Origin of the sequence: Caproicibacterium amylolyticum, from assembly GCF_014467055.1 — a bacterium.
In the GTDB taxonomy this organism is placed as follows: domain Bacteria; phylum Bacillota; class Clostridia; order Oscillospirales; family Acutalibacteraceae; genus Caproicibacterium; species Caproicibacterium amylolyticum.
In genome coordinates this window covers 758,055-772,958 of record NZ_CP060696.1, presented here as the reverse complement: position 1 = coordinate 772,958, position 14,904 = coordinate 758,055, and the positions used below count along the sequence as shown (strand labels likewise).

Here is a 14,904-nt window from a genome sequence, read left to right as displayed (position 1 = left end):
TAAGAGTATGAACACACAAATTTTCTGGTTAAGCATCCAGTCCTCTTGCGGTCTGCCGATACATAGCAAGCGGCGGCCGCCATGATTGTCGGTATAAATTTGAATAATCGAAAGTCACAAAACTAAAAAAAGCCTCAAAAATGGCTTTAAACCGCCATTTTCAAGGCTTTTAGATTTGGTGGGCCATCAGGGACTCGAACCCCGGACCGACCGGTTATGAGCCGGCTGCTCTAACCAACTGAGCTAATGGCCCTCAAGACATTGGGGTTAGACCAATGTTCAAAAAAAGGAGAACGGCGAACCGCTCTCCAGATTTGGCTCCCCCTGTTGGACTCGAACCAACGACCCTGCGGTTAACAGCCGCATGCTCTACCAGCTGAGCTAAGGAGGAATATAAAAGTTGGCGCCTACCTAATTTCCCAGGCCGTTACCAGCCAAGTATTTTCGGCACGAGTGAGCTTAACTTCTGTGTTCGGAATGGGAACAGGTGGACCCTCACCGTCATCAGCACCAACAATCTAATTGAACTGCATCTCTGCAGCGATTAGCTATTATGAAATTTTCTTGTATCTCTACTTTGTAACCTTATTTACTAATGGTGACCCGTGCGGGATTCGAACCCACGTTAACGGCGTGAGAGGCCGCTGTCTTAACCGCTTGACCAACGGGCCGTTGGTGCGTCATCGGGGGCTCGAACCCCGGACACCCTGATTAAGAGTCAGGTGCTCTACCAACTGAGCTAATGGCGCATATTTTTGTACACTGAAAACTGAATAAAGATTAGATTAACGAATTTGGATATTGGACGAGACCATGAACTATGGTCAAGCCCTCGACCTATTAGTACTGCCAAGCTGAACACATTACTGTGCTTACACATGCAGCCTATCAACCTTGTAGTCTTCAAGGGGTCTTACTTGCTTACGCAATGGGATATCTTATCTTGGAGTCGGCTTCACGCTTAGATGCTTTCAGCGTTTATCCGATCCGCACATAGTTGCCCAGCTGTGCCATTGGCATGACAACTGGTGCGCCAGCGGTGCGTCCATCCCGGTCCTCTCGTACTAAGGACAGCTCTCCTCAAATATCCTGCGCCCACGACAGATAGGGACCGAACTGTCTCACGACGTTCTGAACCCAGCTCGCGTACCACTTTAATCGGCGAACAGCCGAACCCTTGGGACCGAATACAGCCCCAGGATGTGATGAGCCGACATCGAGGTGCCAAACCTCCCCGTCGATGTGGACTCTTGGGGGAGATCAGCCTGTTATCCCCAGGGTAGCTTTTATCCGTTGAGCGACGGCAATTCCACTCTCATACCGCCGGATCACTAACTCCAACTTTCGTTACTGCTCGGACTGTCATCCTCGCAGTTAGGCTAGCTTATGCGTTTACACTCAGTAGCACGGTTTCCATCCGTGCTGAGCTAACCTTTGAGCGCCTCCGTTACCTTTTAGGAGGCGACCGCCCCAGTCAAACTGCCCGTCTAACAATGTCCCCCGGCCGGTTTCACGGCCGCAGGTTAGAATTTCAGCAACTTAAGGGTGGTATCCCAAGGTCGACTCCGCCAGCGCTGGCGCACCGGTTTCCATGTCTCCCACCTATCCTGTACATAAATTACCGAAACCCAATATTAAACTGCAGTAAAGCTCCATGGGGTCTTTCCGTCTTGTCGCGGGTAACCGGCATCTTCACCGGTACTACAATTTCGCCGGGCGGGTAATTGAGACAGTGCTCAGATCGTTACACCATTCGTGCGGGTCGGAACTTACCCGACAAGGAATTTCGCTACCTTAGGACCGTTATAGTTACGGCCGCCGTTTACTGGGGCTTCAATTCAATGCTTGCACATCTCCTCTTAACCTTCCAGCACCGGGCAGGTGTCAGCTCCTATACGTCATCTTTCGATTTGGCAGAAACCTGTGTTTTTGATAAACAGTCGCCTGAGCCTTTTCACTGTGGCCTCCCTTGCAGGAGGCGCCCCTTATTCCGAAGTTACGGGGCCAATTTGCCGAGTTCCTTAACTACCCTTCTCCCGTTGACCTTAGAATTCTCTTCCTGTCTACCTGTGTCGGTTTGCGGTACGGGCGCCTCAGATATACATTAAGCTTTTCTTGCCCTGCTCTACAAATACTTCCCTACTCTAATTTCGGTCCCTTACGCCCGGGGCAACCATCGCCCGGGTTATTCGCTTTGCAGGTGTCTCTTAACTTAAATCTTTTGGCGGCTACGGAATTTCCACCGTATGTGCATCGACTACGCCTTTCGGCCTCGCCTTAGCTCCCGGCTTACTTGGAGCGGACGAACCTTCCTCCAAAAACCTTAGACTTTCGGTCAATATGATTCTCACACATTTCGCGCTACTCATTCCGGCATTCTCACTTCTGTATAGTCCACCAACGCTTCCGCTTTGATTTCACCCCATACAGAACGCTCTCCTACCATCCTTTCGGATCCCAAGCTTCGGTACACGATTTAGCCCCGTTAAATTTTCGGCGCAGGGTCACTCGACCAGTGAGCTATTACGCACTCTTTTAATGTATGGCTGCTTCTGAGCCAACATCCTGGTTGTCTGTGCAACCCCACATCCTTTTCCACTTAACCGTGTTTGGGGACCTTAGCTGTGGGTCTGGGCTGTTTCCCTTTTGACAACGAAACTTATCTCACGCTGTCTGACTCCCGTACATCAATTATCCGGCATTCTGAGTTTGATAGGTCTTGGTAGCCTCTCGGCCCCTTAACCATTCAGTGCTTTACCTCCGGTAATCTAATACGAGGCTAGCCCTAAAGCTATTTCGGAGAGAACCAGCTATCTCCGGGTTCGATTGGAATTTCTCCGCTACCCACACCTCATCCGCTACCATTTCAACGGGAGTCGGTTCGGTCCTCCATGAGGTTTTACCCTCACTTCAACCTGGACATGGGTAGGTCACCCGGTTTCGGGTCGAATACAACTGACTTTATGCGCCCTATTAAGACTCGCTCTCGCTGCGGCTCCGGACCTTAAGTCCTTAACCTCGCCAGTTACATTCACTCGCCGGACCATTCTACAAAAGGTACCCGATCACCCATTGACGGGCTCTCGGTGCTTGTAAGCACAAGGTTTCAGGTTCTATTTCACTCCCCTCCCGGGGTGCTTTTCACCTTTCCTTCACAGTACTGTTCTCTATCGGTCACTGGGTAGTATTTAGGCTTGGAGGGTGGTCCCCCCGTCTTCCCACCGGGTTTCACGTGTCCGGCGGTACTCTGGATACAGCTCGCTGCTTCGCCTTTTCGTTTACGTGGCTCTCACACTCTTTGACCGGCCTTTCCATACCGTTCAACTAAAGCTTAGCATGCTAAATGCTGTCCGAACCCCGAAGGTATTGCTACCCTCGGTTTGGCCTCTTCCGCGTTCGCTCGCCACTACTAGCAGAATCTCATTTGATGTCTCTTCCTCGCCCTACTTAGATGTTTCAGTTCAGGCGGTTCCCCTCGTAAACCTATGAATTCAGTTTACGATGACTGGACATGACTCCAGCCGGATTGCTCCATTCGGAAATCTATGGATCAATGCCCACTTACGGCTCCCCATAGCTTATCGCAGTTAGTTGCGTCCTTCTTCGGCTCCCAGTGCCAAGGCATTCCCCTTGCGCTCTTTGTAGCTTGACCATGTGTTCTTTTGGTTCTCATTCTTCGTATAATTATACGAACTCGTAAATTGCAAAATTGTAGTAATTTTTTAACTTTACTTAATATCGTTTTCGCAATCTTTCTTTATTCAGTTTTCAATGTACAAGCGGGGAAGCCCCCGCAGGCTATGTGCTGAAGGTTACGTCCACTTTCGTGTTCTTCCCTACTTCACTTTTACCCAGCGTTTGCTTTCCTATTGAATTTGCAGCAAAGAGTTCCGCCCTTTCGGCCGTTTCTCTTTGCTTACTTTCTCTTCTCGCAAAGAGAAAGTAAGTGGTGGGCTTAGGTGGACTCGAACCACCGACCTCACGCTTATCAGGCGTGCGCTCTAACCGGCTGAGCTATAAGCCCATTTCCCGGCTTCCCGGTTCTTACACCGTCAGCCCTTGGTGGAGATAAACGGGATCGAACCGTTGACCTCCTGCTTGCAAAGCAGGCGCTCTCCCAGCTGAGCTATACCCCCATACTGGTGGCTGTTTTCCCCATCCACCTTCGAGAATCTTTTGCAAGACCCTCAAAATTAAACAACGATTAACTCTTCGAACGGACCCGACCGACCTTGGATATTAGAACAGCTTGTTTCATCTGTTCAGTTCTCCATAGAAAGGAGGTGATCCAGCCGCACCTTCTGATACGGCTACCTTGTTACGACTTCACCCCAGTCGCCAATCCTACCTTCGGCAGCGCCCTCCTTGCGGTTAGGCAACTGACTTCGGGTATTACCGGCTCCCATGGTGTGACGGGCGGTGTGTACAAGGCCCGGGAACGTATTCACCGCGGCATTATGATCCGCGATTACTAGCAATTCCAACTTCATGCAGGCGGGTTTCAGCCTACAATCCGAACTGAGACCGTTTTTATAGGTTTGCTCCACCTCGCGGTTTCGCTTCTCTTTGTTAACGGCCATTGTAGTACGTGTGTAGCCCAGGTCATAAGGGGCATGATGATTTGACGTCGTCCCCACCTTCCTCCGTTTTGTCAACGGCAGTCTTGCTAGAGTGCTCTTGCGTAGCAACTAACAATAAGGGTTGCGCTCGTTGCGGGACTTAACCCAACATCTCACGACACGAGCTGACGACAACCATGCACCACCTGTCACTACTTTCCCCGAAGGGCACCTAATGCATCTCTGCTTCGTTAGTAGGATGTCAAGACCTGGTAAGGTTCTTCGCGTTGCTTCGAATTAAACCACATACTCCACTGCTTGTGCGGGCCCCCGTCAATTCCTTTGAGTTTCAACCTTGCGGTCGTACTCCCCAGGTGGATTACTTATTGTGTTAACTCCGGCACGGAGGGGGTCAGACCCCCCACACCTAGTAATCATCGTTTACGGCATGGACTACCAGGGTATCTAATCCTGTTTGCTACCCATGCTTTCGTGCCTCAGCGTCAGTTAAAGCCCAGTAGGTCGCCTTCGCCACTGGTGTTCCTCCCGATCTCTACGCATTTCACCGCTACACCGGGAATTCCACCTACCTCTACTTCACTCAAGCTACGCAGTTTCAATTGCAGGCTATGGGTTGAGCCCATAGTTTTCACAACTGACTTGCATAGCCGCCTACGCACCCTTTACACCCAGTAAATCCGGACAACGCTTGCTCCCTACGTATTACCGCGGCTGCTGGCACGTAGTTAGCCGGAGCTTGCTGCTTGGGTACCGTCATTATCGTCCCCAAGTACAAAAGTTTACAATCCGAAGACCTTCATCCTTCACGCGGCGTTGCTGCATCAGAGTTTCCTCCATTGTGCAATATCCCCCACTGCTGCCTCCCGTAGGAGTCTGGGCCGTGTCTCAGTCCCAATGTGGCCGTTCAACCTCTCAGTCCGGCTACCGATCGTCGCCATGGTGGGCTGTTATCTCACCATCTAGCTAATCGGACGCGAGTCCATCTTACAGCGGATTGCTCCTTTGATTTCTTTACCATGTGATAAAGAAATGTCATGCGGTATTAGCGTCCGTTTCCAGACGTTATCCCCCTCTGTAAGGCAGGTTACTCACGCGTTACTCACCCGTCCGCCACTAAGCTCTCAACCGAAATCAAAAGCTTCGTTCGACTTGCATGTGTTAGGCACGCCGCCAGCGTTCGTCCTGAGCCAGGATCAAACTCTCTAAAATATTGTATCTAAACATCTTTCAATGCTCAAATCTATTTCAGAGCTTTTGTAAGCTCAATCTTGATACGCTTGCGTATCGCTTTTTGCTGTTTTTATACGAGTCAGCTTCTCGTCATTCCTCTCGGAATTTTCGGGTCCGTTCTATTGTCATCGTTGTTTAATTTTCAAGGTCCTGTCGTCGTCATGCTCAACAAACATCTTTCAACTTTCCGCCCCGCTTTGCAGCAGCTTGTTCAGTTTTGTGTGCCTGTCTTGCGGCGACTCATATATAATACCACGCTACTTCCCTTATGTCAACACCTTTTTTGAAAAAGTTTCAAAAAATATTCAGAGCCATATCTTATCTCCAGATATGCTCCGAATTACTGGTTTCTACACTATATATGCTATTTCGACTTTCCTTTCTATCCTAACTCTTTTCGCAGTGCACTTAAAATTTTCTTTTCCCGCCGGGAAACCTGCACCTGAGTCATTCCCAGAGCTTGTGCGGTCTGTGTCTGCGTCTGGCTCTGAAAGTAGCGAAAGTACAGCAGCTTTCTATCGTTTGGTTCCAGTGAGCCCATAACCTGCTGCAAACTGAGTGTATCTGTCAGTTCCTCTTCATGCGGTTCGTCCGGCAAATCCATCATGCCACCGTCCTCGTCCTCCGCTGTGAGAGAAATCGGTGCCTGCAGAGCACCGAGAGCCTGTGCCGCAGTTTCCGGATCAATGTCCATCCGCTGTGCCAGTTCTGTAACGGACGGCATTCTGCCGGCTTCCTCTGCAAAGTTCTTTGCCTCCGCATTTGCCCTGCGGGAAAGTTCGCGCAGACCGCGGCTGACCTTTACCGCTCCGCCCTCTCGAAACAGCCGCCGCACTTCGCCGAGGATGACCGGAACCGCATAGGTAGAAAACTGCAGGCCGCGGCTTTCGTCAAAGCGGTCCGCTGCCTGCACCAACCCAACACATGCTGCCTGATACAAATCATCATACTCAATGCCGCGCCCACGAAAGCGATTGGCACACGCATGTGCAAGCCCAAGGTTTTGTGTGACACGCTCTTCTCTATCCATTCTTTCGGACGCGCGGCGAAAACGTCTTTTCCATCGTCACGGTGGTGCCGCCGCCGAGCCTGCTCTGTACTTTTAATTTATCCGTAAAGCTTTTCATAACAGCAAAACCAAGTCCCGCACGTTCATCGCCGGCGGTCGTATACAAAGGTTCCATTGCCTGCTCAATATTTTCAATGCCGCAGCCACGGTCACGCACCTTTATTTGTATACTGTTATCCGGCAGCAGCCTGCAGTCTATGTACACAGTACCAATCGTGTCCTTGTAGCCATGTACGATCGCATTGGTCACCGCTTCCGAGACCGCTGTTTTCAAGTCACACAGCTCGTCCAGTGTTGGGTCAAGCTGTACCGCAAAAGCAGAAACTACCGCTCTGGCAAACCCTTCATTTGCACTAATGCTTGGAAAATTCAAATGCATCTCATTCGTCGTTTTCATCTTTTACATCCTCCATTCGGAACTCGCACAAATCCGTCAAACCCGCTAAAGACACGATTTGTTCCAGCTTCGGCGGCATATTCTGAACAATGACATGCCCCTGCCACATCTGCATGATTTTACAGCGGCCAAGGATCAGCCCCACACCGGAGCTGTCCATAAATTGTACACCGCCAAAGTCCAGCACCAACTGTGCCGGACGCACCCGCATCGCAGTCAGGTCAATTTCCTCACGAATTTCCCGTGCAGAGTGGTGGTCGATCTCGCCAAAAAGCAGCGCGGTCAGGGTGTTCTCCCGCAGCCTTAGCTGCACCGAACGCTTTTCCACCTGCTGTTCCTTTTCCATACTATTTTCAACTTCCTTCCGCTGGCTTTTTATAACTCGCTCTAATTGCCTTACTATACTATTATATATAGAAAAAATTCCACCCGCCTTTCTTCCCCGAAAGCGGGATATGTTTACTATAGGACAACTACCCCAAAAAACAAAATGATTTCTGTCGACCTCGTTTATTTTACAGCAAAAACACAAACGTTTATTTACAGTTCTGCCAAATCCATTTATAATGATAATAATTGAATTGTGAAGCATCATACCGAGGAGGAAACAAAATGCATACAAAAGCGGCCCAAATTCTGCAGGAAGTCCGCAAAGCAGTCGTGGGCAAAGATGAAATTCTGACAAAAACACTCATGGTGATCCTGTCCGGCGGTCATATCCTGCTGGAGGACATCCCCGGTGTTGGCAAGACCACGCTGGCGCTGGCTTTTTCCCGTACCATGCGGCTGGAATGCAAACGCATTCAGTTTACACCGGATGTTCTGCCGTCTGATGTAACCGGCTTTACAGTATATAATAAAGCAACCGGCAATTTTGTTTTTCAGCCCGGTGCAGCCATGTGCAACCTTTTCCTCGCGGATGAAATCAATCGGACAAGCAGTAAAACACAGAGTGCACTGCTGGAAGTCATGGAGGAAGGCCGCGTGACTGTGGACGGCGTTACCCACAAGCTGCCTCAGCCGTTTATCGTCATTGCCACGCAGAATCCAGTCGGCAGTGCCGGCACGCAGCTTCTGCCGGAAAGTCAAATGGACCGCTTCATGATGCGGCTCTCGATGGGCTACCCCGCGCAGACGGATGAAATTGAAATCCTGCGCAGGAAGCATACCGGAAACCCGCTTTCCGCTGTGCAGCAGATTGCCACCGCGGAGGAGCTGCTGGAAATGCGGACCGAAAGCGCGCAGGTCTTCTGTGAGGATTCAATTCTGGAATACATTGTCAAGCTGACCACAGCCACGCGGGAAACGCCCCTGCTGAAGCTGGGCGCAAGTCCGCGAGGCTCGATTGCCGTTGCTGCCCTTGCACGCTCCTGTGCCTATCTGCAGGGCAGAGATTACGTTGTTCCGGATGACGTTAAGTTTGTATTTACAGATGCAGTTTGCCACCGCGTGCTGCTCTCGGCACAGGCAAAACTTTCTTCCGCATCTACGCAAAGTGTTTTGGAACAAATTCTAAAGGACACCCCCGCCCCCGGTGCAAGGAGAAACAAATGACCAGCCGACGAATTCTATATAGTATAGCCCTGCTGTGCTCTGTGCTTTTCCTGATCTTCTACATTGGCTACTTTTCTATGTTTCTGCTTTTATTTCTGCTCTGCCTGCCGCTGTGTTCACTGCTTCTGATGCTGCCGCTTCACAAAAAGCTTTTCTGTTCCTTTACAGAGCAAACGATTTCTGCCGCCTGCGGTGAAAAAGCGGTATTCCATTTTCGGCTGCAGAATCATTCGCACCTGCCTGTTGGCCAAATCGTGCTGCAATTTTCCTGTCACAATCTACTGACTGGAGAACAGTTTCACAAAAAGCTGCATTTTCCGGCAACAGCAAACGGTGTGCTGGAACTGCCGGTCGTTTCCCCCTATTGCGGTCGGCTGGAACTGACGGTTGAAAAACTGACTGCCTGCGATCTATTCGGCCTTTTCAACCGTAAAATTCTGCTGACGCAGCGGCAGGCATTTGCACTGATTCTGCCGCAGATACCATCACTACAGATTTTTACAGCACCGCAAACGGAAATGGAGGGCGGAAGCGCAGAATATGACACGCACCATCCTGGTAATGATGCTTCTGAAATTTTTGCTGTCCGGGAGTACCAGCCGGGTGACCGGCTGAACAGTATTCACTGGAAGCTGAGCGAAAAGCGCGGCAGTGTAATGGTGCGGCAAGGCAGCCTGCCGCTTCCCGCCGGACCGGATATTCTGGTGGAATTAGAAAAGGCACCGCCCAAGCTGCTCAGCTGTACTGCAGAAACAGCCCTGACCCTTTCTGCTGCACTGCTTTCCGCCAGACAGCGCCACCGCCTGCTGTGGTTTGGCGGAAATGAACTGCACAGCGTCTGGATCGATTCCGAGGACACCTCCGCCGAAGCAGAAGTGGGACTGCTTTCCGCGCAGCCGCAGGAACGTGCTGCTGCACTTGCTTCTTACGAGCAGGTTGCTGCACATCCACTTCTGTACGTCACTTCGGGTACGGTTCATTCGAATCTGCTGCCGGAAAATGCCGTTGTTTTCAGCTGCAATGAGGCACCGGAAGAAAGCAGCGGCAATCATTTCTATTTCGTTCAGCCTGGAAAAATTGCAGAAACGCTTGACGGTCTGCAGCTGTAAAGGAGGCGGTTACATGAGAGGAAAAATGAATACAGCACTCCATCTGGAAGAGCCAAACATAACTCTGCAGCAGGAAAAGCCGATTTTTTCGGTTCTGCTGGACTGCCTGCTTTCTATACTGCTTTTAAGCGGCCTTTTTCACTGCTGTGTGAATATGTATCGCATTACGATTCCGGAATTTTTACCACTGCTGATATTCTGCGTACTGGCGGTGTTGGTGCAGCTGTGTCTGCACTGGCGCAAAGGCGGATTTATCATTCTGCTTCTGCTGGGAGTCATCTGGACCACTGTGTTGGTACAAAAAATTCAGGCAGCCGCCTGCGGGACGCTGCTGACCATCAATCTTGCTCTTGACACCCTTTCCACTGCCTCCCGCGGACAATATGACTTTAATACGCTGTCGGTTCGCACTGTCATCGGTTATACCGATGCAGAATGCATCCTGCTTTTCATGCTTCTTCTGTTTACACTGCTTACCGTAATTTTTGCATTGCTGATTCATTACCGTATGGCACTGCTGAGTACGCTGCTCTGCTTCGCGCTGCTGACGCCTGCGCTTTTTATGTCGATTGCGCCGCCCGTAAAAGGAATGATTCCCATAGTATCCACCTGTGCCGCACTGTTTGCCCTGCGGTTTCGCTCCCGTATTTCTGCACCGCGCGCTGCAGTTCGCCGCGGCTGGTTTGCTCTGCCCGCCGCACTGTTAATCGCAGGGATTTTGTGCTCCATGCTGCATCCGGAAAGTTATGTGCGGCCGCAGCAGTTGGAAAATCTGCGTTTTTCCTTTGAAAACGCGGTAAACAACCTTTCGCCGAAGCACGCTTACGGCGGTCTGGCCAACTCGGTCAGCCGCGTGAATATGAAAAACACCGAGAGTGTTTCCTTTTCCGGCAAAACCATGCTGCGTGTTGCCACTGCTTCGCAGGAAGCGCAGTACCTAAAATCTTTTACCGGAACGCAGTATTCCGACAGCAGCTGGTCCTTGTCTGACGGCAAAGCTTATAACAGCTTTTTGCAGAATGCGTCCCTCAAAAACAATTCGTACCTGCAAAACAACATTCAAACGCTTATGTCACAGTATGAGAGCTTAAAACGCACTGCTTACAACCTGAATCCCCGCGCGGACTCCAAAATTTCCATTGAAAACGTTGCGGCTAATTCCCGCTGCATTTTCGTTCCCTATGGCTTCTGTTCCCTGCCGGACGGTGCTGAATATGACCGCGACCTGCGTGTGCGCTTTTCCAGCCTGTTTGGGAAAAGCTCCTACACAATCCCATTCTATTCCTGCTCGGATGACAGCCGCTTGGGCACTTACGCAGCCAATGGAAACATTGCCGCACACACCACTGGCAGCTGGCCAATTCTTACACCTGCCAGAATCTCGTTTTTAATAACCTCCAATTCCGGCATTTCACTGAATCTTCCAAACAGCCTGTTTACAAATACTGCAGCCGAATTTGCCTGGCAGACCTCCTCGCCAATCTCCGATGCACAGCGTGAAATGCTGAAACTGTACAGTTGTCAAGCCGCTTACAACATGATTTCTCTGCGCAGTGGATTTCAGTACATCTACACAGATTCAGGTAAAGAAGGCTCCCAAGGAGCTGCCAGCTATCTGCTGACACAGCAGGATGTTGATAATATTCTCAAGAAGAAGCAAGACCCCTCATTGAATATCAATATCAGTATTTTTGAATCGATTGACGAAGCGACTTTTAAAAAGAATTTAAAATCGTACGCTTTGATGGACATGAAGCAGTATTACACACAGCTGCTGTATCCGCTGACCAAAAAAGGCACGCAGGTACTGCAGGACACCGCACAGCCGATTCAGTTAAAGGCTATTAACAGCGACATTGCAAATTTTCTGGAGTATGAATATCAGTACCGCAAAGCTGTTTACAAGGAAAATACGCAGGTGCCCGATTCCCTGCGTCCAACGCTCACAGCCTGGCTAAAGGATCACTCGCTTAGCCCCGAAAGCGTCTCGCCATTAGCAAGTGATTCCAACGGCAGCGCGGTGAATTCCGTTGTCAGGCAGGTTATGCAGCAACTAGCCTCTTCCTGCCAGTACACGCTCTCACCGGGGGCACCACCTGCCGGTACGGATTTCATTGATTATTTTCTTAATGAAAATAAAAATGGCTATTGCGTTCACTTTGCCACTGCGGCGACACTGCTGCTCCGCACGCTGGGAATTCCCGCCCGATACGCCGAGGGCTATTATGTACCCGCGAGCGAGCTCAATGGCCGCGCCGGCAACATAGTTAATGTTACGGATGACCGCGCACACGCATGGGTTGAAGTTTACTCGCCGGGGCTTGGCTGGGTGCCTTTTGAGGCAACGCCGGGCTATACCACGCTTTCCACGCAAAACAATCTTGCCTCATACGCCACTCCCTCTAAAAGTTCACACGCGCCAGCCGTCAGTTCTTCAAAGGCATCTGCCAGCGCTGTATCCTCAAAGACAGCGACCGCGTCTTCCGCGGCTGTGTCCAGCCACACGACAAGCACAGCTTCCGGAAGTTCTGCGCAGATCACATCAAAGGATTCTGCCGATTCCGATTTGCTTTGGGTTATCGTTTGTATGGCCGTCCTGCTTGCGGCCGTTATTCTTTTGCGGCACGCATGGGTACTTGCGCGGCGAAAAAAGGCTTTCACACAGGCAGACACCAAGGCTGCCGGAGCCGCAGTCTACACTTATTTGCAGCAGCTTACCGATTACGGCGTACCGCTCAGTATAGAAGCACAGCAGCTTTGTGAAAAGGCACTGTTCAGCCAACAAGGTTTAACCGCAGAGGAAATGCAGCACCTGCTGTCACTTGCGTCAGCTGCCGCCCAGCAAGCACTTGCAAAGCACGGTGCTTGGGGACGTTTCGTTTTACGCTGGTTCGAAAACATTGAATAACTGTTCCGAAACAAAAAGCTGTCCAAAATGGGCAGCCTTTTTGCAGGCAATTATTTCTATATTCTGTAGAATATAATGTGCAGATAAAAAATATATGCAATCAAACTGACAAGCACAGTTGCGCTGATTATTGTGGCTGTTCGCACATTTGGTGATAACAAAAAATAACCTCATCCAAAGTATGAGGTTATTTCTCTGACCGTCCCGTTGGAAAGCAAATACGCTTTCCATCTGCTTTTATTATACCCAGCCGCGGCCCCAAAAGTCAGGACGCAAAAGAGCCGCCCCACTAAGGGACGGCTCTTTTTTATAACCGAACCGGATTCACAGAATGCAAATCTTACTTCAAGAGCTGAAGTACCTGAGACGGAGCCTGGTTTGCCTGTGCCAGCATAGCCTGAGCAGCCTGAGTCAGCACGTTGTTCTGTGTGTACTCCATCATTTCCTTCGCCATGTCTGTGTCGCGGATACGGCTGTTAGCAGATGTCAGGTTCTCACTTGTGGTGTTCAAGTTGTTGATGGTGTGGTCCAGACGATTCTGGATAGCACCAAGGCTGGAGCGCTGCTTGGAAACCTTGTCAATTGCGTCGTTGATGACTTTGATTGCCTTGCCAGCGTCTGTCTGTGTAGCAATGCTAATATCATTCTTGCCAACACCCAGTGCACTTGCATGCATATCATTGATGGAAAGAGTTAGCTTGTTGTAGTCATCATAGGTATCGCCGACCTGCAGTACCAGACCATTTGCACTAGTAGAAGATGCGCCAACAGGTGCTTTGAATTCAAGCGTTGTGCCATTAACAGTCGGCTCATAGCCTGTCTTATCCTTAATTTTGCCCGCTAAAGTTGAAAGATCACCTGTAACCACCGTACCTGCAGTAGCTACCTTTACACCAGTGATACCCTTTTCAGCTGCAGCATCAACCTCTGCTTGTGTATCATACAAAGCAAAATCCTTATTGCCAACTGTGAAAGTTTTACCAATTGCTACCGTTGCGGACTGATATGCATCTTTGCCAGTACCAGCAGTGGCTGTAACAGCGGCACCAGTAGAATCCTGAATAAATTGTGCACCCTTAGAGCCCAGTTCAGTAGAGCTCAGTGCAATTTTACCATCAGGAGTTGCAGAATCTGCAAATGTACCAACTGCTTTTGTATCAGCATCAGAGTTCAAAATGCCAACGAAAGCTGTACCCAAATCTGCTACAGTCGCGACGCCAGCAGCTGCAGCTGCAGTACCAACTTTCTTGTCGCCTTCATAAATATCAACACTGGTCGCACTTGTGGAAGCAGAAACCACGTTGAAAGTTTTGTCAATAACTTTATCGCCAGACTGAATCTTGAAGGTATAAGATGTAGTTGTAGGAGTTGCAGCAGCTGTATTTACAGCAACAGCAGCCGTTGTAGACACCAATGCAGTAGCCGGGTTGGAAGTCAAAGTCAATGCACTCTTACCATCAACTGTCGGAACACCAGAAGTGCCGTTCGTGCCCAGAGTACCATCCATCAACTTAATGCCGTTGAAGTTTGTAGAATCAGCGATACGGTCAACTTCAGACTGGAGTTGGTTGACTTCGTCGCTGTAGTTGCCGCGCTGTGTGTCAGTGTAAACACCGTTCGCAGCCTTTGTGGCCAGCTCGGACATACGGTTCAGCATATCATGCACTTCGTTCAGTGCGCCTTCTGCTGTCTGTGCAACAGAAATACCATCCTGAGAGTTATTGGAAGCAGCATCCAGATTCTTAATCTGAGCCTTCATGTGCTCGCTGATTGCCAAGCCAGCTGCATCGTCAGCTGCAGAGTTGATCTTGAAGCCAGAGGACAGCTTTTTAAGAGATGCAGAAACCTTGTTGTTGTTGATGTTCATCATGCGCTGAGCGTTCATTGCCATTGTGTTGGTTCTTACTACCATGCCCATAATTGTACCTCCATGTTTTGGCGGGATGCATCCTTGCACCCATATGCCATGTTTTTAATATATATTTCAAACCCGGCAAACCGCGCGCCAGCCGTCAGGAATGAAATCAAATGATTGAGCAACTGTAACTGCTTGTTTT

At 50.0% G+C, this 14,904-nt stretch carries 7 protein-coding genes, 6 tRNA genes and 3 rRNA genes; 3 read left to right on the top strand and 13 right to left on the bottom strand.

Annotated features, from left to right (window positions below):
* Positions 1–176: 176 nt before the first annotated feature.
* The 12 genes from H6X83_RS03450 to H6X83_RS03395 form a co-directional block, all read right to left on the bottom strand.
* Positions 177–253, bottom strand: a tRNA-Ile gene (locus H6X83_RS03450).
* 62 nt (positions 254–315) lie between these two features.
* Positions 316–391, bottom strand: a tRNA-Asn gene (locus tag H6X83_RS03445).
* A gap of 7 nt (positions 392–398) precedes the next feature.
* Positions 399–515, bottom strand: a 5S ribosomal RNA gene (gene rrf / locus H6X83_RS03440).
* Positions 516–596: 81 nt separating this feature from the next.
* Positions 597–671 (bottom strand) — tRNA-Glu (locus tag H6X83_RS03435).
* A gap of 2 nt (positions 672–673) precedes the next feature.
* A tRNA-Lys gene (locus tag H6X83_RS03430) sits at positions 674–749 on the bottom strand.
* Between the two features lie 71 nt (positions 750–820).
* Positions 821–3,652: ribosomal RNA gene (locus H6X83_RS03425) — 23S ribosomal RNA — on the bottom strand.
* Positions 3,653–3,947: 295 nt separating this feature from the next.
* Positions 3,948–4,024, bottom strand: a tRNA-Ile gene (locus H6X83_RS03420).
* Between the two features lie 36 nt (positions 4,025–4,060).
* A tRNA-Ala gene (locus H6X83_RS03415) sits at positions 4,061–4,136 on the bottom strand.
* Positions 4,137–4,276: 140 nt separating this feature from the next.
* Positions 4,277–5,789, bottom strand: a 16S ribosomal RNA gene (locus tag H6X83_RS03410).
* The 16S, 23S and 5S rRNA genes sit together here with 6 tRNA genes alongside, the layout of an rRNA operon.
* 403 nt (positions 5,790–6,192) lie before the next feature.
* Complete coding sequence (locus tag H6X83_RS03405; RefSeq protein ID WP_212507769.1) at positions 6,193–6,840, bottom strand: sigma-70 family RNA polymerase sigma factor; 648 nt, start codon at positions 6,838–6,840, stop codon at positions 6,193–6,195.
* On the bottom strand, positions 6,833–7,276 hold the full coding sequence (gene spoIIAB, locus H6X83_RS03400) for an anti-sigma F factor (RefSeq protein ID WP_212507768.1): 444 nt from the start codon (positions 7,274–7,276) through the stop codon (positions 6,833–6,835). The genes H6X83_RS03405 and spoIIAB overlap by 8 nt, the downstream gene beginning before the upstream one ends.
* Complete coding sequence (locus tag H6X83_RS03395; RefSeq protein ID WP_212507767.1) at positions 7,260–7,622, bottom strand: anti-sigma factor antagonist; 363 nt, start codon at positions 7,620–7,622, stop codon at positions 7,260–7,262. Before H6X83_RS03395 ends, spoIIAB begins: the two co-directional genes overlap by 17 nt.
* A gap of 266 nt (positions 7,623–7,888) precedes the next feature.
* Here H6X83_RS03395 and H6X83_RS03390 point away from each other — a divergent pair, with 266 nt between their 5' ends.
* The 3 genes from H6X83_RS03390 to H6X83_RS03380 are packed head-to-tail and all read left to right on the top strand — an operon-like array spanning position 7,889 to position 12,847.
* On the top strand, positions 7,889–8,830 hold the full coding sequence (locus H6X83_RS03390; RefSeq protein ID WP_212507766.1) for an AAA family ATPase: 942 nt from the start codon (positions 7,889–7,891) through the stop codon (positions 8,828–8,830).
* Positions 8,827–9,939, top strand: a complete 1,113-nt coding sequence (locus H6X83_RS03385; protein ID WP_212507765.1) for a DUF58 domain-containing protein — start codon at positions 8,827–8,829, stop codon at positions 9,937–9,939. Before H6X83_RS03390 ends, H6X83_RS03385 begins: the two co-directional genes overlap by 4 nt.
* Positions 9,940–9,952: 13 nt before the next feature.
* On the top strand, positions 9,953–12,847 hold the full coding sequence (locus tag H6X83_RS03380) for a transglutaminase-like domain-containing protein (protein WP_212507764.1): 2,895 nt from the start codon (positions 9,953–9,955) through the stop codon (positions 12,845–12,847).
* A 340-nt stretch (positions 12,848–13,187) separates the two neighbouring features.
* On the opposite strand, the gene H6X83_RS14665 is transcribed toward H6X83_RS03380, so the two are convergent.
* Positions 13,188–14,765 (bottom strand): flagellin N-terminal helical domain-containing protein, encoded by a 1,578-nt coding sequence (locus tag H6X83_RS14665; protein WP_281391049.1) that lies wholly within the window; start codon positions 14,763–14,765, stop codon positions 13,188–13,190.
* Positions 14,766–14,904: the final 139 nt, after the last annotated feature.